16 protein-coding genes are annotated in these 19,701 nt (G+C 73.3%); 13 read left to right on the top strand and 3 right to left on the bottom strand.

Features of this window, described 5'->3' with window-relative positions; all coding sequences use genetic code 11:
- Positions 1–2 precede the first annotated feature (2 nt).
- From KJS59_RS09095 to KJS59_RS09110, 4 genes are read left to right on the top strand one after another with little or no spacing between them, the layout of a single operon-like run.
- Positions 3–1,316: a glycosyltransferase family 4 protein gene (locus KJS59_RS09095; RefSeq protein WP_249714001.1), complete on the top strand. Its 1,314-nt coding sequence runs from the start codon at positions 3–5 to the stop codon at positions 1,314–1,316.
- Positions 1,313–2,269: a thiamine pyrophosphate-dependent dehydrogenase E1 component subunit alpha gene (locus KJS59_RS09100; protein WP_213452015.1), complete on the top strand. Its 957-nt coding sequence runs from the start codon at positions 1,313–1,315 to the stop codon at positions 2,267–2,269. Before KJS59_RS09095 ends, KJS59_RS09100 begins: the two co-directional genes overlap by 4 nt.
- Positions 2,248–3,261 (top strand): alpha-ketoacid dehydrogenase subunit beta, encoded by a 1,014-nt coding sequence (locus KJS59_RS09105; RefSeq protein ID WP_213452017.1) that lies wholly within the window; start codon positions 2,248–2,250, stop codon positions 3,259–3,261. The genes KJS59_RS09100 and KJS59_RS09105 overlap by 22 nt, the downstream gene beginning before the upstream one ends.
- Positions 3,254–4,429, top strand: coding sequence for a 2-oxo acid dehydrogenase subunit E2 (locus KJS59_RS09110; RefSeq protein ID WP_213452019.1), 1,176 nt, complete (start codon positions 3,254–3,256; stop codon positions 4,427–4,429). Before KJS59_RS09105 ends, KJS59_RS09110 begins: the two co-directional genes overlap by 8 nt.
- Positions 4,430–4,600: 171 nt before the next feature.
- Here KJS59_RS09110 and KJS59_RS09115 read toward each other — a convergent pair whose 3' ends face one another.
- A complete protein-coding gene (locus tag KJS59_RS09115; RefSeq protein ID WP_213452021.1) occupies positions 4,601–5,260 on the bottom strand; it encodes a TetR/AcrR family transcriptional regulator in 660 nt (219 codons plus the stop codon).
- Positions 5,261–5,317: 57 nt separating this feature from the next.
- Here KJS59_RS09115 and KJS59_RS09120 point away from each other — a divergent pair, with 57 nt between their 5' ends.
- From KJS59_RS09120 to KJS59_RS09130, 3 genes are all read left to right on the top strand, one after another.
- Positions 5,318–5,821, top strand: a complete 504-nt coding sequence (locus tag KJS59_RS09120) for a hypothetical protein (protein WP_213452023.1) — start codon at positions 5,318–5,320, stop codon at positions 5,819–5,821.
- A gap of 237 nt (positions 5,822–6,058) precedes the next feature.
- Positions 6,059–6,697: a hypothetical protein gene (locus tag KJS59_RS09125; protein ID WP_213452025.1), complete on the top strand. Its 639-nt coding sequence runs from the start codon at positions 6,059–6,061 to the stop codon at positions 6,695–6,697.
- 150 nt (positions 6,698–6,847) lie between these two features.
- Positions 6,848–7,450, top strand: a complete 603-nt coding sequence (locus KJS59_RS09130; RefSeq protein WP_213452027.1) for a hypothetical protein — start codon at positions 6,848–6,850, stop codon at positions 7,448–7,450.
- A 71-nt stretch (positions 7,451–7,521) separates the two neighbouring features.
- On the opposite strand, the gene KJS59_RS09135 is transcribed toward KJS59_RS09130, so the two are convergent.
- Complete coding sequence (locus KJS59_RS09135) at positions 7,522–8,829, bottom strand: serine hydrolase domain-containing protein (RefSeq protein ID WP_249713994.1); 1,308 nt, start codon at positions 8,827–8,829, stop codon at positions 7,522–7,524.
- A gap of 545 nt (positions 8,830–9,374) precedes the next feature.
- Here KJS59_RS09135 and KJS59_RS09140 point away from each other — a divergent pair.
- The 6 genes from KJS59_RS09140 (at position 9,375) to KJS59_RS09165 (ending at position 18,201) form a co-directional block, all read left to right on the top strand.
- The gene (locus KJS59_RS09140) at positions 9,375–10,088 is read left to right on the top strand and encodes a DsbA family protein (protein WP_213452031.1); all 714 of its coding nucleotides are present in this window, start codon (positions 9,375–9,377) and stop codon (positions 10,086–10,088) included.
- Between the two features lie 128 nt (positions 10,089–10,216).
- Positions 10,217–13,885 (top strand): nitrate reductase subunit alpha, encoded by a 3,669-nt coding sequence (locus KJS59_RS09145; protein WP_213452033.1) that lies wholly within the window; start codon positions 10,217–10,219, stop codon positions 13,883–13,885.
- Positions 13,885–15,558, top strand: a complete 1,674-nt coding sequence (narH, locus tag KJS59_RS09150) for a nitrate reductase subunit beta (protein WP_213452035.1) — start codon at positions 13,885–13,887, stop codon at positions 15,556–15,558. The genes KJS59_RS09145 and narH overlap by 1 nt, the downstream gene beginning before the upstream one ends.
- Positions 15,555–16,178 carry a nitrate reductase molybdenum cofactor assembly chaperone gene (narJ, locus tag KJS59_RS09155; RefSeq protein ID WP_213452037.1) on the top strand — a complete coding sequence of 208 codons (624 nt, stop codon included), beginning with the start codon at positions 15,555–15,557 and terminating at the stop codon, positions 16,176–16,178. Before narH ends, narJ begins: the two co-directional genes overlap by 4 nt.
- Positions 16,175–16,963, top strand: a complete 789-nt coding sequence (narI, locus tag KJS59_RS09160; protein WP_213452039.1) for a respiratory nitrate reductase subunit gamma — start codon at positions 16,175–16,177, stop codon at positions 16,961–16,963. Before narJ ends, narI begins: the two co-directional genes overlap by 4 nt.
- Positions 16,960–18,201: an MFS transporter gene (locus tag KJS59_RS09165; RefSeq protein WP_213452041.1), complete on the top strand. Its 1,242-nt coding sequence runs from the start codon at positions 16,960–16,962 to the stop codon at positions 18,199–18,201. Before narI ends, KJS59_RS09165 begins: the two co-directional genes overlap by 4 nt.
- 36 nt (positions 18,202–18,237) lie before the next feature.
- Here KJS59_RS09165 and uxaC read toward each other — a convergent pair whose 3' ends face one another.
- Positions 18,238–19,662, bottom strand: coding sequence for a glucuronate isomerase (uxaC, locus tag KJS59_RS09170; RefSeq protein WP_213452043.1), 1,425 nt, complete (start codon positions 19,660–19,662; stop codon positions 18,238–18,240).
- Between the last annotated feature and the right edge of the window lie 39 nt (positions 19,663–19,701).

A 19,701-nucleotide genomic window follows, 5' to 3' on the forward strand; every position in this document is an offset into this window, starting at 1 on the left:
GGATGCGCGTGCTGCTCGCCCAGAACATGCGCTACCTGCCCAGCCACGGCGGCGCCAACAAGTCCAACCGGATCATGTTGGAGGGGCTCGCCGCCCGCGGCCACCGGTGCGTCGCGGTCGCGCCGCTGCACGCCACCGAGCACCGGATGTCCGAGGCCGACCTGGTCGCCCACCTGGTCCGCCTCGGCGCCCCGCCGCCCCGCCGCAGCGGTGACGCGCTCGTCTTCGAGCACCGTGGCGTCCAGGTGCACGTGGTCACGGAGCCGGCCCGACTGGCCCCGTACGCCCGGCAGCTCACCGACGCGCTCCAACCCGACCGCACGCTCGTCCCCTCCGACGATCCCGGGCTGCTCATGCTGGGTACGGCGCTGCGTGCCAGCCCCGACCGGGTGGTGTACCTGGTGCACACGCTGCAGCAGGTGCCCTTCGGCCCGCGGACGTTCTACCCCGGCGCGTCCGGCCTGCGGCTGGTGCGCCGGTGCGCCGGCGTCGTCGCGGTCAGCCGGGCCGCCCGCGACTACGCCGTCCGGTGGGGCGGGCTCGACCCCGCGCTGATCTACCCACCGGTGTACGGTCCGGGCCCGCACCCGGACCTCGGCCGCCCGGACTCCGGCGCGGTCACGATGATCAACCCGTGTGGCTACAAGGGAGTGTCCGTTCTGCTCGGTCTCGCGGACGCCCGACCGGAGGTCCGGTTCCTGGCCGTCCCCACCTGGGGGACGACCGACGCGGACCGGACGGAGCTGGCCCGCCGGCCCAACATCGAGGTGGCCGATCCGGTGGACGACATCGTCGAGCTGCTGCGGCGCACCCGGGTCCTGCTGATGCCCTCGCTGTGGGACGAGACGTTCGGGTACGCGGCGGTGGAGGCGATGCTGCACGGCATACCGGTGCTCGCCAGCGATGTCGGCGGGCTCACCGAGGCCAAGCTCGGCGTGCCGTACCTGCTGCCGGTCCGCCCGATCAGCGAGTATCGCCCGCAGCGCGACGACGAACCGTACCCCGCCCCGGTCGTACCCCCGCAGGATCTTGACCCGTGGCTGGCCGCCCTGGACCGGCTGCTCGGCGAGCCGGAGCACTACCGGGACATCGCGACCCGCGGCCGGCGAGTGGCGACCGACTTCGCCGGCCGGCTCGACCCGGCGGAGCTGGAGCACTATTTGTCCAACCTGGACGCACCGGCGACGCCCGGCCCGGTCACGGCCGAGGCCGGCATCGCCGGCGCGGAGCGGGTCGCCCGGCTCAGCCCGGAGCGCCGCGCGGCGCTGGTCAAGCTGGCCGCCCGCCGGGCCGGTGCGCGGGACGGTGCGCGGTGACCGAACCGACCGACGCCGACCTGCGCCGGCTGCTGCTGATCCGGCACTTCGAGACCGCGCTGCTGGACCTCTTCGCCGCCGGCCGGCTGGCCGGCACCACGCACACCTGCCTCGGCCAGGAGCCGGTCGCCGTGGCGCTGGCGGACCTGCTCGACGAGCGGGACTTCGAGTTCAGCAACCACCGCGGCCACGGCCACTACCTGGCCCGGTTCGACGACCCGGCCGGGCTGCTCGCCGAGATCATGGGGCGGGCCGGCGGGGTCTGCGCCGGCGTGGGCGGCAGCCAGCACCTGCTGCGCGGGCGGTTCCTCTCCACCGGCGTTCAGGGGGAGAGCGTGCCGGTGGCCGCCGGCACGGCCCTGCACCTGGCCCGCACCGAGCCCGGAAAGCTGGCCTGCGCCCACATCGGCGACGGCACGTGGGGCGCGGGCGCGGTGTACGAGGCGCTCAACCTGGCCGTCCTGTGGCGGCTGCCGCTCGTGGTGGCCGTCGAACACAACGGCATCGCCCAAAGCACCCCGACGGCGGCTCAGCTCGCCGGCACGATCGCCGGCCGGGCCGCCGCGTTCGGTGCCGCCTACCTGCACGTCGCCGACGACGACGTGGCGGCGATGCGGGATCTGGTCGCCGGTCCGCTCGCCCGGGTCCGTGACGGCGCCGGACCGCTCGTCGTGGAGTTCGCGACCCGGCGGCTCGGCCCGCACAGCAAGGGCGACGACGCCCGCCCGCCGCAGCAACTGGCCGCCCTGCGCGAGCACGACTGGTACCCCCGCCACGCCCGGCTCTGCGGCGAGCGCTTCGCGCGCCTCGACGCCGAACAGCGCGACCGGGTGGCCGAGGTCGTCGCGGAGGTCAGCGCCCGACCGCCGGCCACCCCACCGGCACCGTCCCCGGCGGCGCTGTCCCCATCCGACAATCCAGCGGAGTCGCCGTGGCAGCTCGTCAACGCGTAGCCGAAAGCCTCAACGCGGCGCTGGCCACGGCGCTGGCCGACGATCCGCGGCTGTACCTGCTGGGCGAGGACATCCTCGACCCCTACGGCGGCGCGTTCAAGGTGACCCGGGGTCTGTCCACCCGGTTTCCCCGGCAGGTGCTCGGCACGCCGATCAGCGAGGCCGGCATCGTCGGGCTCGCCGGCGGGCTGGCCCTCGCCGGCGACCGGGCGATCGTCGAGATCATGTTCGGTGACTTCGCCACCCTCGCCTTCGACCAGGTGGTCAACTTCGCGGCGAAGTCGGTGACGATGTACGGGCGGCGGGTGCCGATGCCCGTCGTGCTGCGCTGCCCGACCGGGGGCAACCGCGGGTACGGCCCGACGCACAGCCAGAGCCTGCAGAAGCACTTCGTCGGCGTGCCCTCGCTGGCCGTCTACGAGCTGACCCCGTACCACGACACGACGGATCTGTTGCGTGGCATCCTGGCGGCGGGCGAACCGGCCGTCCTCTTCGAGGACAAGGTGCTCTACACCGACTGGATGCGCCGCGACGGCGCGGCCGACGACCTGTTCCGGTACGACGTGGTCGGTGACTGGCCCGGCGTCGCCCGCGTCCGGCTGGACGACGCGCCGCCGGAGTGCATTGTGGTCGCTCCGGGCGGCGTCGCCGATCGGGCGCTGGCCGCGATGCGCCGCCTGCTGCTGGAGTCCGAGATCGTCACCGAGCTGCACGTGCCGGCCCGGCTGTATCCGGTGGACCTCTCGCCCGTCCTGGACGGTGCCGGGCGGGCCGGCCGGGTGCTGGTCGTGGAGGACAGCACCGCCGGCGGGACCTGGGGCGCCGAGGTCGCCCACACGCTGCACACCGAGCTGTGGGGCCGCCTGCGCCGGCCGGTGCGGCTCCTGCACGCCGCCGACAGCGTGGTGCCCGCGGCGCCGCACCTGGAGCGCGCGGTGCTCCCGCAGGACGGTTCCATCGCCGGCGCGGTCGAGGAGATGTGCCATGGGTAGCGTCGAGATCCGGGTTCCGCAGCTCACCAGCAACGACGCCACCTGCATCCTGGTCGAGTGGCTGGTGGCACCCGGGGCGCGGGTCAGCACCGGTGATGCCGTGGTGACCGTGGAGACGGCGAAGGCGGCCGAGGAGCTGACCTGCGCCGGCGACGGTGTGCTGCATCCGCTGTTCGAGGCCGGCGCGGAGTGCGCCGTGGGCGAGCTGATCGGGGTGGTCGTCGCCGACGAAGCCCAACGGCAGCGATACATCGAGTCGGGTCGTATGCCCACTGTAGAGACAGCTGCGGCTGACCCGGCCACCGCGCCCGGTCAACCGGGCCAGGTGGTCACCGAGCCGGCGCGGCGCCGGATGGCTGAGCTTGGTGTCGACCCGGCGGCGGTCAGCGCGCTGGACCGCAAGGTGATCCGCGTCGCCGACATCGAGTCCCTTGCCCAGGCGCGACCGGCTCCCGGCGCCGCGGTTGCCTCGCCTGCCGGCGGGTCGGACCTGGTGGCGTTGTCGCCCGTCCAACGCGCCGTGGCGGCGGTCGTCGCCGAGTCGCACCGCACCGTGCCCGCCGCGTTCGTCGCGGTCAAGGTGCGCGTCGACGCGGCGCTGGCGCACGCCCGCGAGCTGACCCGCCAGCACCGCTGCCTGATCGGCCTGACCGAACTCGTCGTCAAGGCGCTTGGTGAGCTGCGTCCGCGGTTCCCGCTCTGTTTCGCCGGGCCGGTCGACGACGGCACCGTGCGGGTCACCGACCAGGTCAACGTCGGCATCACCATCGACGTGGGTAACGGCCTGCACGTACCGGTGATCCCCGATGTCGCCGCCCGGCCGCTGCCCGCCGTCGCGAAGGACCTGATGCGCCTGCGGGCCAGGGCGCTGTCCGGCGGCTTCCGTGCCGGCGAGCTGACCGGGGCGACCATCGTCCTCGCGCTGCACACCGAGGACGACGTGAGCGTGGCCGTGCCGGTGGTGCTCCCCGGTACGGTCTGCGCCGTGTCGCTGGCCGGCCGCCAGTACGAAGTGGACCTGGACGGCTCCGCGGTGGTGCGCCGTACGGTGGTGCAGCTCGGGCTGGCGTACGACCATCGGGTGGTCAACGGCCGGGAGGCGGTGGCGCTGCTGGTCGCCGTGCGGGAGCTGGTGGAGCATCCCGAACGGATACCGGTCGGCATTTGACTGCTTCCACGTGGCCGTGGGGCCGCCGTTCGGGCGGCCCCGGTGACCTTCGCCCCCGTTCTCCTTTATGCGGCGCGGCGGGCGCATCCCGCAGATGGCACGGGGAAGGGTCGACCGTCGTCCTCGCCCAGGTCGGGACGCGCCGACCTGCCTGACCGCGGTGCGGCTGGCCTAACGCGTCGCGGGCGGTCCGGTTGCACCCTCGGCGATACCGGCCAGGACCGCTTCCAACATCCGCTCGAACTCGGCGGCACCGCCGAACCCCGCTTGCAGGGGAGCCAGCGCGGCCAGGGTCGGATACCGGGCCGGATCGAACGCGGGTGGCGTCGCGGGGGCGTCGCTCCCGCCGGGATCCGTGCTCAAGGTGGCGAGCAGGTACCCGTTGAGGAACCCGAAGAGCACCAGGGGCGCGTCCGCGACCGCCCGGTCTGCGAGCGTGGCGCGACGCATCGCCGCGGTCAGCCGCTCGAGCGCCGCGAGGGCCACCGCCGAGGTCTGCGCCCGGGTCGCCAGCAACGGGAAGATCCGGGGGTGGCGCACCGCCATGTCGCGGTAGCCGTGGGCCATCGCGCGCGCGATGTCTAGCCAGTCGTCCGGCCACTGCGTGGCGGGGGCCGAGACCTCGGTCAGGACGGCCTCGGAGACGGCGTCCAGCAGCGCGGCCTTGCCCTTGATGTGGTTGTAGATGGACATCGGATCGACGCCGAGTTCGGATGCCAGACGTCGTACCCCGAACGATTCCAGCCCCTGGCGATCGACGAGGTCCACGGCCGCGGCGGCAATCCGCTCGCGGCTCAGCCCGGCCGGTCTGCCCTGTGTGCGCTTCGCCACTGGTCGCCCTTTCGTCGCGTTCAACCTACACCGTAGGCTACGATCTACACCGTAGGTATGCAGAATGACGCGGTGCATTTCGGGCAAAAGGAGATAAATATCATGACCAAGACGCGTCATGCCCCAGCGGCGATCGGCGCGATGTACGCGGGTCTCGCGCTTACCGTTGTCGCGGCGATCGTCCCGTACATCGACCGCGCCAACGGCAACATGCTGGCCGGCCACATCCGGGCCGGCTACCCAGCGTACGCGCAGGACCGCATCGACACCGCCGCCACGACGTACCTTGTCTACCTGTCGGTTCTGGGGGCAATCGGCGTCGTTTGCTGGTTCGGCACCATCTGGGCGGTCAAGGCCGGCAAGCGGTGGGCCCGCGTCGTCGCGACCCTGATGCTCGCGCTCGCCGCTAGCATCGGCCTGTTCAACCTGCTCGTGAAGGACACCTCGGGAGATACCGGCCTGCCGCCACTGTTCGGTTGGGTCGGGATGCTGCCGTGCCTGGCCGGCCTCCTGGCGGTCACGCTCCTGTGGCGGAGAGTGGGCTCGACGCCGCGGGCGTGACCAGACGCGATCTCGGTCCTACCCGGTGTGGGTGCTGGTCGCTGGCCCTTTTGCGATTGGCTCGCGTCGACGGCAGGTAAGATCGCCCAGTGCTACGGCGGCCCGCTGACCGGCCCGGCCGAGGCAGGTCGAAGGTCCCGGGTGGAACGGGGGGTTTGGCCCTGCTGAAGGAGGTGCCCAGGCCGGAGACAATGGGACCGTCATCGAGCAGAACTCACCACCCATACGGGAGCAGTCATGAAACGCCGGACCTTGGATCTGCTGTTCAGCATCGGCGGGCTGGGCCTCGCGGTCCTGCTGCTTGTTGTCGGCATCGTCCTGACGACGAACGCCAACTTCGCGAACGACTACGTGCGCGACCAACTCGCTGAGCAGCACATCACCTTCAAGCCGGCCGACACGTTGACCGCCGAGGAGCAGAAGTCGGACTGCCTGCGCGAGAACGCCGGCAAGCCGATGACCACCGGCAAGCAGGCCGAGTGCTACGCCAACGAGTTCATCGGGTTGCACCTGAAGACGATGTCCGGTGGCAAGACCTACGCCGAGCTCGGTGATCCGGAGTCGGCGCTGAAGGCACAGGTCGCCGAGGCCGAGAAGACCAACGCCGCGAACCTGGAGGACCTGAAGCAGCAGCTCGCCCAGGCCAGCGCGCTGCGGGAGACCGTGTTCAAGGGCGAGTCGCTGCGCGGCATGCTGCTCACCTCGTACGGCTTCAGCGAGTTCGGCCGCAAGGCCGAGCAGGGCGCCCTGGCCATGTACCTGGGCGCGGGGCTGCTCCTGCTGCTGTCGATCGCCGGCCTGGTCCACGCGTCCCGCACCCCGGCCAGCGAGACGTTCGCCGCGCCGGAGCGGACCAAGGAACCCGCCAACACCTGACCCCCCGATATCCCCCCCGGATCCGATCGCTCCCGGTCTCCCCGCTGAGGCCGGGAGCGATCGGCTTTCCGGCGCGGGGCGGCGGGGTACGGCATCGATCGGTAGGCTCCGCTCCCGGCCGTTCGTCGATATGAGCCGAGGGAGCAGTACATGACATTGCCCGGTAATGGGCCCGAGGAGTTCCGGGCCTCGTGGCGGCAGACCTGGCACACGCACATCAAGCCGTTCCTGGTCTCCAACATCCTGATCGCGCTCGTCACCTGGGTGCTCGGCTACGTGTTCGGCGGCCCGGTCCTGTCCGTGCTGCTGCCGGTCGGGCTGGTCGGCCTGGTCACGCTGCTGCAGCGGGGCGCCAGCCGTGGGTACGTCCTGCGGCTGTCCGCCAACGGTGTCGAGTTCCTGCGCCGCCACGGCGTTGTCGTGCGCATGAAGTGGGCCGACATCCAGGCAATCACCGTGCTGACGCAGGGCCGCACCGGTATCGTCATCGCACCCACCGGCGCCGCCCGGTCCATCGTCGCTGCCGACTCCGCGGCGTTCGCCGCCGCCAACACCGGATACGGGATCGTCGGGGTCGGCGAGGTGCTGACCCCGCTGCAGGCGGCGCAGCAGCGCCGGGCCGGCCCGGCGTGGCAGCCGGCCGGCACGGTCCGCGAGGCATCCCTGCGCCTCGCGGCCGTCGACCACGACTGGCGCACCGGCCGCATCGGCGAATGGTTCCGGGTGTACCGGCCCGACCTCCTCACGCCGTAGCCGAGCAACCCGCGCGGCGGCCGAGCTTCGTCGAGCGGGCGCTCGCGCGGCGCCGGGCGGCCGTCAGCGGCTCAGACCGCCTTGGCCAGGGCGTCGGCGACGGCGACCCGGGTGGGATCGGGGTCGGCCCAACTCCAGTTCGGGTGGGCGCGGTTCGTGAGCAGGGCCAGCACGAGCCTCCGCCCGGGATCCACCACCAGCGTGGTTCCGGTGAAGCCGGTGTGACCGAAGGTGCCCGGCGACGACAGGCGACCCATGAACCACGGCTGGTTGAGGACCACACCGAGGCCGTGCGCCGAGGTGCGGGTGGGGTGGTCCGGGTCGATGGCGGGCTTGCCGGCGTTGGCGTTGACGAGCATCTTCCGGACGGTGGCGGCTTCGAGGACGCGCGTGCCGCCGTAGGTGCCGGCGTCGAGCAGCAGCCGGCCGATCGCGGCGACATCGGCGGCGCTGGCGAACACGCCCGCGTGGCCGGCGACGCCGCCGAGGAGGTTGGCCACGTCGTCGTGCACCACCCCGCGCAGCAGCCCGCGCGACGAGCGGGCGTCGGTGGCGACCAGCCGGGTCTTGCGGTCGCTGGCGCTCAGCCACGCGTTCGGGGTGAACCCGGTCTCCGTCAGCCCGAGCGGGCCGGTCAGGTTGGACCTGAGCGCCTGGTCGAGGCGCTGCCCGGTGACCTTCTCCACGATCCTGCCGGCGATCATGAGGCCCACGCTCGAGTACCGGAACGTGGTGCCGGGGGTGGCACCGGCCACGAGCGGGGTGGCCAGGACGGCGTTCCACCGCGCGGCCTCGTCCGGCAGCCCGGTGACGGTCGCGCCCACGGGCAGGCCGCTGGTGTGCGTGAGGAGCATCCCGACCGTGACGGCCGCCTTGCCGGCACCGGTGAACCCGGGCAGGTACTCGACGACCGGCGCGTCGAGCCGCACCCGCCCCCGCTCGACCTGTTGCAGGAGCAGGATCGCGGTGTAGACCTTGGTCACCGACGCCAGGTCGAAGATCGAATCCGGGCGCATGGCGACCCGCTCGCCGAGGGGCAGCAGGGTTGGGCCGGCCCCGTAGCGCAGCGCCTCGCCGACCGCCACGCGCACGGTCGGCTCACCGTCGACCAGGACCAGCGCGACCGCGCCGGGAAAGCCGTTGTGCCGCAGCGTCTGCGGTGCCGGAACGTACCGCTCGAGAACCTGGTGCACGTCAACCGCGTACCGGGCCTGACCGAGGATACGACGCACTGCGAGGCCGGCACCCGGGCTGAAGGACGGCCGCGGCAACGGGCCCGCCGGGTCCACCGATGCCGGGCCGCCGGCCTTGGCGCAACCGGTGAGCGTGGCGGCGGCGGCCAGGCCGGCGCCGAGCAGGGTACGGCGGGCGACGCGCATGGCAGGGATCATCCCCCACGCCGCCCGGTTCGCGCCATCGATGGGCCGTCCACGCCGCACTGGTCAGCCGGTGGTCCAGGGCCGGAGTTTGTCGGGGTTGAGGACCGCCCAGATGCGCCTGATCCGGTCGCCGGCGATGTCGAACGCGTACACCGTCGTACGACTACACGGCGCAGTGGCTGAGCGTCCTCGGCCCGGACACGCCGGTGCTGCGGGTGCCCGGCGACCACTACTCGTTCCTCCAGCCGCCACACGTGCACGACCTGGCCGCGGCGGTGCGCCGGCACCTCTGACCGAACATTGTGGACCCTCCCCGGCGCGGCCGTTCGGCCGCGCCGGGGAGGGCCTGATCATTGGTCCCGTCGGGCCGGGACCAATGACCCTATGGCGCGGGTCGGTGACCCGGCAGGCTCACGGCGGGCGACGACTGCGATCCGAGCCCACGGCGGCGTGCGACCCCCCTCGTGGTCGCGGGCCGGGGCCGGCGGCCACATCGGTGCCGGCCGACCGGTTGCCGGCGGTCCGTGACCAGGAGGAGGCAGCGGGTGAGCAAGCGAGTGGCACGCGAGCGAGCCGCGCGGGCGGCGCGCGAACGGATGGCGCGGCAGCGCCGCCGGCGGCGCACCGTCTGGGGGTCCGTGGCCGCCGTCTCGGCACTGGTCCTGGCCGGGGTGGTGGGCTGGGTGGTGGTCTCCGCCCAGAAGCCCGCCGACGGCTTCCCGGTGCCGGCCACGGCGACCACCGACCGCACCGGGCTCACCGTCGGCTCGGGCCCCACCAAGGTGGAGATCTACCTGGACTACCTGTGCCCGGCGTGCCGGGCCTTCGAGCAGGACGCGGCCGCGACGATCGAGCGGCTCGTGGCCGACCAGCGGATCACCGTGGTGTACCACCCGGTGGCGATCCTCGACCGCTACTCGACCAACGGCTACTCGTCCCGCTCGGCCGCCGGCGCCGGCTGCGCGGCCGACGCCGGAAAGCTCTCCGAGTACACCAAGGCCCTGTACGGCAACCAGCCGGCCGAGGGCGGCGCCGGGCACACCGACGACCAGTTGATCGACCTCGCCGCCGGTGCCGGGGTGCCGCGCGAACCGTTCGGGCAGTGCCTGCGCGATCGCCGCTACGCCGACTTCGTCGCCGGGGTCACCGACGCGATGGCCGCCCGCGGGGTCAACGGCACCCCGACGGTGTTCGTCAACGGCCGGCAGCTGCCGAACCCGTCGGCGACGACCCTCGAAGCGGCCGTCCAGCAACCGTGACCAGCGCCCGCCCACCGGCCCGGCCCGCGGCGGCACGGGCCGGCGCGCGGGGAACTCGGGCTCGGGTTGCGGATCCGGGTCGATGGGGTGAGGGTGTTGACAAGGTCAACTTTGGGGGATAAAAGCGCATGACGGGCACGATCGAGAATGCCGGCCGGGCCCTGCTGGCGGTCGGCGGCCTGGTCCGCCGGGCCGAGGTGTCGCCGGACGGGCGGGCGCTGTACCAGATCGGCGGCCGGGAGGCGGACGCCTTCTACCGGGACCGCTGGTCCTACGACAAGGTGGTGCGCTCCACCCATGGCGTCAACTGCACCGGGTCGTGCTCCTGGAAGGTGTACGTCCGGGACGGGATCATCACCTGGGAGCAGCAGCAGGTCGACTACCCGACCGCGGGGCCGGACCGGCCCGAGTACGAGCCGCGGGGCTGCCCGCGCGGGGCGGCGTTCTCCTGGTACACCTACTCGCCGACCCGGGTGCGGTACCCGTACGCGCGCGGCGTGCTGGTCGAGATGTACCGGGAGGCCAAGCGGCGACTCGGTGACCCGGTCGCCGCCTGGGCGGACATCCAGGCCGACCAGGAGCGCCGGCGCCGGTACCAGCGGGCGCGCGGCAAGGGCGGCCTGGTCCGGGTGTCCTGGGACGAGGCGCAGGAGATCGTGGCCGCCGCGCACGTGCACGCGATCAAGCGGTACGGGCCGGACCGGGTGGCCGGCTTCTCGCCGATCCCCGCGATGTCGATGGTGTCGCACGCGGTCGGGGCCCGGTTCCTGTCGCTGATCGGCGGGCCGATGCTGTCGTTCTACGACTGGTACGCGGACCTGCCGGTGGCCTCGCCGCAGGTGTTCGGCGACCAGACCGACGTGCCGGAGTCCGGCGACTGGTGGGACGCGACCTACCTGGTCATGTGGGGCTCCAACGTGCCGGTCACCCGGACCCCGGACGCGCACTGGATGGCGGAGGCCCGGTACCGGGGCCAGAAGGTCATCGTGGTCAGCCCGGACTACGCGGACAACGTGAAGTTCGCCGACGAGTGGCTGCCCGCCCAGCCCGGCACGGACGGCGCGCTGGCGATGGCGATGGGCCACGTCGTGCTGCGCGAGTTCTTTGTGGACCGTCGCACCCCGCGCTTCGTGGACTACGTGCGCCGCTTCACCGACCTGCCGTTCCTGGTCGCGCTGGAGCCCGCCGCCGACGGCAGGTACCGGCCGGGCAAGTTCCTCACCGCCGAGGACCTGGGCGACGCGGGCGCGGAGGCGGCGTTCAAGCCGGCGCTGTGGGACTCGACGGCTGATGCGCCCGCCGTGCCGCGCGGCACCCTCGGCCACCGCTGGCAGGAGCGACCCGGCGAGTGGAACCTCGACCTGGGCGCCCTGGAGCCCGCGCTGACCTGCCTGGACGGCGACGGCCCGGCCGTGACGGTGGAACTGCCGCGCTTCGACACGGACACCCCGGGCGTGCTGCACCGCGGCGTGCCCACCCGGCGGATCGGTGACACCCTGGTCACCACCGTCTTCGACCTGATGCTGGCCCAGTACGGGGTGGGCCGCGACGGGTTGCCGGGGCAGTGGCCCACCGGCTACGACGACCCGACCACCCCGTGCACCCCGGCCTGGCAGGAGCCGATCACCGGCGTACCGGCCGCCCAGGTGGCCCGGGTGGCGCGGGAGTTCGCCGACAACGCCGACCGCTCCGGCGGCCGGTCGATGATCCTGCTCGGCGCCGGCACCAACCACTGGTTCCACTCCGACGCCACCTACCGGGCGATCCTGGCGCTCGTCACGCTGACCGGCTGCCAGGGGGTCAACGGCGGCGGGTGGGCGCACTACGTCGGGCAGGAGAAGTGCCGCCCGGTCACCGGCTGGCAGCAACTGGCGTTCGCGCTGGACTGGTGCCGGCCGCCGCGCCAGATGATCGGCACCGCCTACTGGTACACGCACACCGACCAGTGGCGGTACGACACCTACTCCGCCGACGTCGTCGCGGCGCCCACCGGCAGCGGCGCGTTCGCCGGTAAGCACACCATGGACCTGCTGGCCCAGTCGGCGCGGCTGGGCTGGATGCCGTCGGCGCCCACGTTCGACCGCAACCCGCTGGACCTGGCCGACGAGGCCGTGGCCGCGGCGCCGGACGACCCCACCGGCTGGGTGGCCGGCGAGGTCGGCGCGGGCCGCCTCGGCTTCGCCTGCACCGACCCGGACGCCCCGGAGAACTGGCCGCGGGTGCTGACCGTGTGGCGGGCCAACCTGCTCGGCTCGTCCGCGAAGGGCAACGAGTACTTCCTGCGGCACCTGCTGGGCACCGACGCGAACCTGCGCGCCACCGAGGCCGACCCGTCGCTGCGGCCGCGGGACGTGACCTGGCCGGAACGGGCCCCGGAGGGCAAGCTGGACCTGCTGCTCTCGCTGGACTTCCGGATGACGTCCACGACGCTGTTCTCCGACATCGTGCTGCCCGCCGCCACCTGGTACGAGAAGCACGACCTGAACAGCACGGACATGCACCCGTTCGTGCACGCGTTCACCCCGGCGATCAACCCGCCGTGGCAGACCCGCACCGACTTCGACGCCTTCCACGGCATCGCCCGCGCCTTCGCCGGTCTGGCCCGCACCCACCTGGGCGTGCGCCGGGACCTGGTCGCCACGCCACTGCTGCACGACACCGCCGACGCGATGGCCACCCCGCACGGGGTGGTCCGCGACTGGCGCGACACCGGCGAGGTGCCCGTGCCGGGCCGCACCATGCCGCGACTGACCATTGTGGAGCGTGACTACGGCGCGGTCGCGGAGAAGATGGCCGCGCTCGGCCCGCTGCTGGACCGGCTGGGCACCACCGGCAAGGGCGTGCACACCGACGTCACCCCGGAGATCGAGTACCTGCGCCGCAAGAACGGCCAGGTCCGCGGCGGGGTCGCCGACGGCCGGCCGTCGCTGGCCCGGGACGTGCACGCCTGCGAGGCGATCCTGGCGCTGTCCGGCACCACCAACGGCCGGGTCGCCACCGCCGGCTTCCGCGACGTGGAGCGGCGCACCGGGGTACGCCTGGCCGACCTGGCCGCCGAGCACGAGGGCAAGCAGATCACCTTCGCCGACACCCAGTCCCGGCCGGTACCGGTGATCACCAGTCCGGAGTGGTCCGGCAGCGAGCACGGCGGCCGCCGGTACTCGCCGTTCACCATCAACACCGAGCGGCTCAAGCCCTGGCACACGCTCACCGGCCGGCAGCACTTCTACCTGGACCACGACTGGATGCAGGAGGCCGGCGAGGCGCTGCCGGTGTTCCGCCCGCCGCTGGACATGCACCGGCTGTTCGGCGAGCCCCGCCTCGGCCGCAACGGCGAGCTGGAGATCACCCTGCGCTACCTGACCCCGCACTCGAAGTGGTCCATCCACTCCGAGTACCAGGACAACCTCATCATGCTGACGCTGTCCCGGGGCGGCCCGACGATGTGGATGAGCGAGGCCGACGCCGCGAAGATCGGGGTGCGGGACAACGACTGGATCGAGGCGGTCAACCGCAACGGCGTCGTGGTCTGCCGCGCCGTGGTGACCCACAAGATGCCCGAGGGCACCGTCTACATGTATCACGCGCAGGAGCGGGTGATCGACGTGCCGAAGTCCGAGCGGACCGGCCGGCGCGGCGGGATCCACAACTCGCTGACCCGCCTGCTGGTCAAGCCCACCCACCTGATCGGCGGGTACGCCCAGCTGTCGTTCGCGTTCAACTACCTGGGCCCGACCGGCAACCAGCGCGACGAGGTGACGGTCATCCGCCGTCGGTCGCAGGAGGTGACCTACTGATGCGCGTCATGGCCCAGATGGCGATGGTGATGAACCTCGACAAGTGCATCGGGTGCCACACCTGCTCGGTCACCTGCAAGCAGGCGTGGACCAACCGGTCCGGCGTCGAGTACGTCTGGTTCAACAACGTCGAGTCCCGGCCCGGGCAGGGCTACCCGCGCACCTACCAGGACCAGGAGCGCTGGCAGGGCGGCTGGGTGCGCACCCGCTCCGGGCGGCTCAAGCCCCGTGCCGGCGGGCGGCTCCGGAAGCTGTTGGGTATCTTCGCCAACCCGAAGCTGCCGGCCATGCGGGACTACTACGAGCCCTGGACGTACGACTACGAGCACCTGCTGAGCGCGCCGGCCGGCGAGGACACCCCGGTGGCCCGGCCGAAGTCGCTGCTGACCGGCCAGGACACCAAGGTGACCTGGTCGGCCAACTGGGACGACTCGCTGGCCGGCGGCAACGAGATCGCCGCCGGCGACCCGGTGCTGCGGCAGGTCGCGGACCGGGTGCGCCAGGAGTACGAGAAGGCGTTCCTGTTCTTCCTGCCGCGCATCTGCGAGCACTGCCTCAACCCGTCCTGCGCCGCCTCCTGCCCGTCCGGCGCGATCTACAAGCGGGCCGAGGACGGCATCGTGCTGGTCGACCAGGACCGCTGCCGGGGCTGGCGGATGTGCGTGACCGGCTGCCCGTACAAGAAGGTGTACTTCAACCACCGCACCGGCAAGGCGGAGAAGTGCACGTTCTGCTTCCCCCGCATCGAGATCGGGCAGCCGACGATCTGCTCCGAGACGTGCGTCGGCCGGCTGCGGTACATCGGCCTGATGCTGTACGACGCGGACGCCGTCGCCGCGGCGGCCGCCGTGAAGGACGAGACGGACCTGTACGCCGCCCAGCGTTCGGTCTTCCTCGACCCGCGCGACCCGCGGGTGGCGGCCGAGGCCCGCGCCGCCGGCATCCCCGACGACTGGATCGAGGCGGCGGCGCGGTCGCCGGTGTGGGACCTCATCATGCGGTACGAGGTGGCGCTGCCGCTGCACCCGGAGTACCGCACCATGCCGATGGTCTGGTACATCCCGCCGCTGTCACCGGTCGTGGACGTGCTGCGCGACACCGGGCACGACGGCGAGAACGCGGGCAACCTGTTCGGCGCCGTCGACGCGCTGCGGATCCCGGTCGAGTACCTGGCCGGACTGTTCACCGCGGGCGACCCGGCGCCGGTCCGGGCCGTGCTGAACCGGCTCGCCGCCATGCGCGCCTACCAGCGCCGGATCAACCTCGGCGAGCCGCGCAACGAGTCCATCGCCACCGCCGTCGGGATGACCGGCGCGCAGCTGGACGACATGTACCGGCTGCTGGCGATCGCCAAGTACGAGGAGCGGTACGTCATCCCGGCCGCGCACGCCGAGGACGCGCACCGGCTGGAGCAACTCGGCACCGAGTGCAGTCTCGACTACGACGGCGGCCCGGGCATGTACCAGACCGGCCCGTTCGGCGAGGCGTCCGGCACGGCGGTGCCCGTGCAGGTGGAGACGTTCCACATGCTGCGGTCGCGGCAGACCGCCGACGCCGGCACCGACCCCGGCGACCAGCCGCGCCGGGTCAACCTGCTCAACTGGGACGGCAAGGGCCGTCCGGCGGGCCTGTTCCCGCCCCGCCGGGACCCCGACGATGGGGGCGGGCAGTGAGCGCCGGGCCGGGCTGGCGGTCGGTGGCCGCCCGCGCCGCCTCGCTGCTGCTGCGCTACCCGGACGAGCCGGTGCTCGACGCACTGCCCCTGGTGGCCGCCGCGCTCGCCGACCTGCCCGCCCCGGTCGCCGGGCCCCTCGGCGCCGTCGCGGCGCACCGGGCCGGCGCCGACCCGATCCGGCTGCGCGCCGACTACGTGGAGCTGTTCGACTTCCGCCGCCGCTGCTGCCTGCACCTGACGTACTACACGTGCGGCGACACCCGCCGCCGCGGCGAGGCGCTGGTCGGCTTCGCCGCCGGATACCGGGCCGCCGGGCTGGCGGTGGTCGACGGCGAGCTGCCCGACTACCTGCCCGCCGTGCTGGACCTGGCCGCCGCCGACCGCGGCGGGTGGCGGCTGCTGCGCGAGAACCGCATCGGCCTGGACCTGCTCGCCGAGGCCCTGACCCGGGAGCAGTCCGTGTACCGGCACGCCATCGAGGCGGTGCGGGAGACGCTGCCCGCCGCCCGCCCCGCGGACCTGGCCGCCGCCGCCCGCCTGGCCCGCACCGGCCCACCCGACGAACAGGTCGGCCTGGAACCATACGGACCCCTGAACCCGACCGGGAGCCGCGCGTGAACACGAACGTCCTGCTCTGGGTGGTCTACCCGTACCTCGCCATCGCCGTGCTGGTCGGCGGGCTGATCTGGCGGTACCGGTACGACAAGTTCGGCTGGACCACCCGCTCGTCCCAGCTCTACGAGAGCGCCGTGCTGCGCTGGGGCAGCCCGATGTTCCACTTCGGAGTACTGCTCGTCCTGATCGGACACGTCGGCGGCCTGCTCGTGCCGAAGTCGTGGACGGAGGCGGTCGGGGTCACCGAGCACACCTACCACCTGACGGCCGTCTTCGTCGGGACCGTGGCCGGGCTGTGCACGCTGATCGGGATGGCGATCCTCATCGCCCGCCGCCGCCTCACCGGGCCGGTCTTCGCCGCCACGACCCGCAACGACAAGGCGATGTACGTGGTGCTCGCCGCCGTGATCGTGCTCGGGCTGTGGGCGACGGTCAAGGCCAATGTCGCCGGCGACGGCTACGACTACCGGCAGACCGTCTCGCCGTGGTTCCGGTCGCTGTTCTACCTCAGCCCGGACCCGGAGCTGATGGCCGGGGTGCCGGCGAGTTTCCAGGCGCACGTCCTCGCCGCGTTCGCCCTGTTCGCGTTCTGGCCGTTCACCCGGTTGGTGCACGCCTTCAGCGCACCCGTCGGGTACCTCACCCGGCCGTACGTGGTCTACCGCAGCCGCGACGCCCGCCCCGGCCTGCGGCCCGCTCGCCGGGGCTGGGGCGGCCCGCCGAGCGCCCCCACCACCCGCCGCGGCACACCGGCCCGGCCGACCGAGCGCTCGCGAGGTGGACGATGAGCACCGCGGCCGGCCCTGCCGCCCGCACCGGGGGGCAGGCCGCCGCCCCGGCGGCACCGCCCGGCGCCGCGCGCAACCTGACCCTCGCGACCGTCGGCTTCCTGGTGAACTTCTGGGCATGGGCGCTGCTCGGCCCGCTCGGCCCCGGGATCAAGGAGCGCCTCGGGCTCAGCTTCGCGGCGCAGTCGCTGCTGGTCGCCGTGCCGGTGGTGGTCGGCTCGCTGGGCCGCATCCCGGTCGGCGCCCTGACCGACCGGCTCGGTGCCCGGGTCATGTTCCCCGCCGTCAGCCTGCTGACCATCGTGCCCGTCCTCGCCCTCACCGTGGTCTCCAGCTACCCGGCGCTGATCGTCGCCGGGTTCTTCCTCGGCATCGGCGGCACCGCGTTCGCCGTCGGCGTGCCGGTGGTCTCCGGCTGGTACCCGCCGGCCCGCAAGGGCTTCGCCCTGGGCGTGTTCGGCATCGGCATGGGCGGCACGGCCGTCAGCAACTTCACCACCGTCCGGCTCGCCGACGCGTACGGTGCGGACACCCCCTTCTACCTGGTGGCGGCGATCCTCGCGGGGTACGCCGTGGTCGCGGTCCTGCTGCTGCGCGATCCGCCCGGCCGCACCCGCCCGGCCGGCTCCGCGTGGGCGCGCACTGCCGGCGTCGCCCGGCTGGCCGTCACCTGGCAACTCTGCTTCCTGTACGCGGTCGGGTTCGGGGGCTTCGTCGCCTTCAGCGTCTACCTGCCGGCGTACCTGCGCACCGCCTACCAGCTGAGCGCCAACGACGCCGCGCTGCGCACCGCCGGCTTCGTGGTCCTCGCCGTCGTCGCCCGCCCGATCGGCGGCTGGCTGTCCGACCGGCTCCACCCGGTGCCCGTGCTGGTCTGGTGCTTCGGCGGGACCGCCGTGTTCGCCGTCGCCCAGGCGTTCCAGCTCGCGCTGATGCCGGTGGCGACCGCCGCCTTCCTCGGCATGGCCGCCCTGCTCGGTGCCGCCAGCGGCGCCGTGTTCGCCCTGGTCGGCAAGGTCGCGCCGGCCGACAAGGTCGGCACCGTCACCGGCGTCGTCGGCGCCGCCGGCGGGCTCGGCGGCTTCGTCCCCCCGCTGATCATGGGCTGGGTGTACGGCGTGGAAGGCTCGTACGCCATCGGCCTCATGCTGCTCTCCGACGTGGCCCTGGCCGCCGCCGTCTACACCGCCATCAAGATGCGCGGGGTCGCCCCCGCCTCCAGCCGGGCGGCAACCTAGCCGGGCGGCAAGCTGGCCCGGGCCGGCCCGGGCGGGTCAGGGCTGGGCGGCGGCCGGGCGTCGGTACAGCCGCCGCGGAATGTGGTACGCGAGGTCGATCGCCGTCTCGATCGCCTCGTCCAGGTCCAGCAGGTGGCCGGCGACGAGTTCGGCGAGGTAGCCGGCGTCGACCCGGCGGGCCAGGTCGTGCCGGGCCGGGATCGAGGCGAACGCCCTGGTGTCGTCCACGAAGCCGGCCGTGCGGTAGAAGCCCGCCGTCTCGGTGACCGCCTGCCGGAACCGGTGCAGGCCGTGCGGGCTGTCCAGGAACCACCACGGCGCGCCCAGGTGCAGGGCGGGGTAGACGCCCGCGAGGGGGGCGAGTTCCCGGCTGTAGGTGGTCTCGTCCACGGTGAACGCCACCATCCGGAACCGCGGCTCGTGGCCGAACGCCGCCAGCAGCGGCCGCAGCGACCGGGTGAACTCGACCGGGACGGGAATGTCGAAGCCGCGGTCCGGGCCGTGGCGGCGCAGCACGGCCGGGTCGTGGTCGCGCAGCACACCGGGGTGCAGCTGCATGACCAGACCGTCCTCAGCGGACATGCGGGCCAGCTCGAACAGCATGTGCCCGGCGAAGGCTTGCACCTGCCCCGGCTCGGCGGTGCCGGCCCGCGCCGCGGCGTAGACCCGCGCCGCCTCCGCCTCGGGCAGCGGCTGCGCCGCGGCGGACTCGTGCCCGTGGTCGGTGGCCAGCGCGCCGGCGGCGATGAAGTCGAGCCGGCGCCGCCGCAGCGCCGCCAGGTAGCCCCGGTAGTCGCCGGTGTCGAGGTCGGTCAGCCGGCCGAGGTCGGCCACCTCCGCCCGCCAGCCGGCGTGCCCGACGTGCACCAGGGAGTCCGGGCGGAAGGTCGGTATGACCTGCTCGCCCCACCCCTCGGCGGCCAGCCGCCGGTGCGCGGCCAGGTCGGCCAGCGGCGAATCGGTCGTGGCGAGGACCTCGATGCCGAAGTGTTTGAACAGCGCCCGCGGGCGGAACTCCGGCTCGGCCAGGCGCGCGGCCAGCTCGTCGTAGAGCCGGTCGGCCGTCTCGGCGGACGGGGCGAGCGTGACGCCGAAGACGTCGACGAGTTCGTGGGTGAGCCAGTACCGCGACGGCGTGCCGCGGAACAGGTGCCAGTGCGCGCAGAACCGGCGCCAGATCCGGCGGGGGTCGCGCTCGACCCCGGGGCCCTCGCCCACGCCGAGCGCCTCCAGCGGCACGCCGGCGGCGTGGACGAGCCGGGTGACGTAGTGGTCGAGCGTGATGAGCATGCGGGCCGGGTCCGGGAACGGGGTGTCGTCGGCGAGTACCGCGGCGTCCACGTGGCCGTGCATGCACACCAGCGGCAGCGACCGCGTCTCGGCGTACACCGCGCGGGCGACGTCCCGGGTCGCGGGATCGAGCGGGAGCGCGCGGTCCTCGTGCAGGTGCAGGTGCTTCACCGGTCCCCTTCCCGCATCCTACAAACCTTTTCATTACTG

Source organism: Rhizomonospora bruguierae (assembly GCF_018397995.1).
GTDB classification, from domain to species: Bacteria; Actinomycetota; Actinomycetes; order Mycobacteriales; family Micromonosporaceae; genus Rhizomonospora; species Rhizomonospora bruguierae.

What these genes read in the sequence shown, in the direction of transcription:
- KJS59_RS09095 (WP_249714001.1), top strand. Translation starts at nt 3, where the DNA reads ATGCGCGTGCTGCTCGCCCAGAACATGCGCTACCTGCCCAGCCACGGC.
- KJS59_RS09110 (WP_213452019.1), top strand. Translation starts at nt 3,254, where the DNA reads ATGGGTAGCGTCGAGATCCGGGTTCCGCAGCTCACCAGCAACGACGCC.
- KJS59_RS09120 (WP_213452023.1), top strand. Translation starts at nt 5,318, where the DNA reads ATGCAGAATGACGCGGTGCATTTCGGGCAAAAGGAGATAAATATCATG.
- KJS59_RS09125 (WP_213452025.1), top strand. Translation starts at nt 6,059, where the DNA reads ATGAAACGCCGGACCTTGGATCTGCTGTTCAGCATCGGCGGGCTGGGC.
- KJS59_RS09130 (WP_213452027.1), top strand. Translation starts at nt 6,848, where the DNA reads ATGACATTGCCCGGTAATGGGCCCGAGGAGTTCCGGGCCTCGTGGCGG.
- KJS59_RS09135 (WP_249713994.1), bottom strand. Translation starts at nt 8,829, where the DNA reads ATGCGCGTCGCCCGCCGTACCCTGCTCGGCGCCGGCCTGGCCGCCGCC.
- KJS59_RS09145 (WP_213452033.1), top strand. Translation starts at nt 10,217, where the DNA reads ATGACGGGCACGATCGAGAATGCCGGCCGGGCCCTGCTGGCGGTCGGC.
- narH (WP_213452035.1), top strand. Translation starts at nt 13,885, where the DNA reads ATGCGCGTCATGGCCCAGATGGCGATGGTGATGAACCTCGACAAGTGC.
- KJS59_RS09165 (WP_213452041.1), top strand. Translation starts at nt 16,960, where the DNA reads ATGAGCACCGCGGCCGGCCCTGCCGCCCGCACCGGGGGGCAGGCCGCC.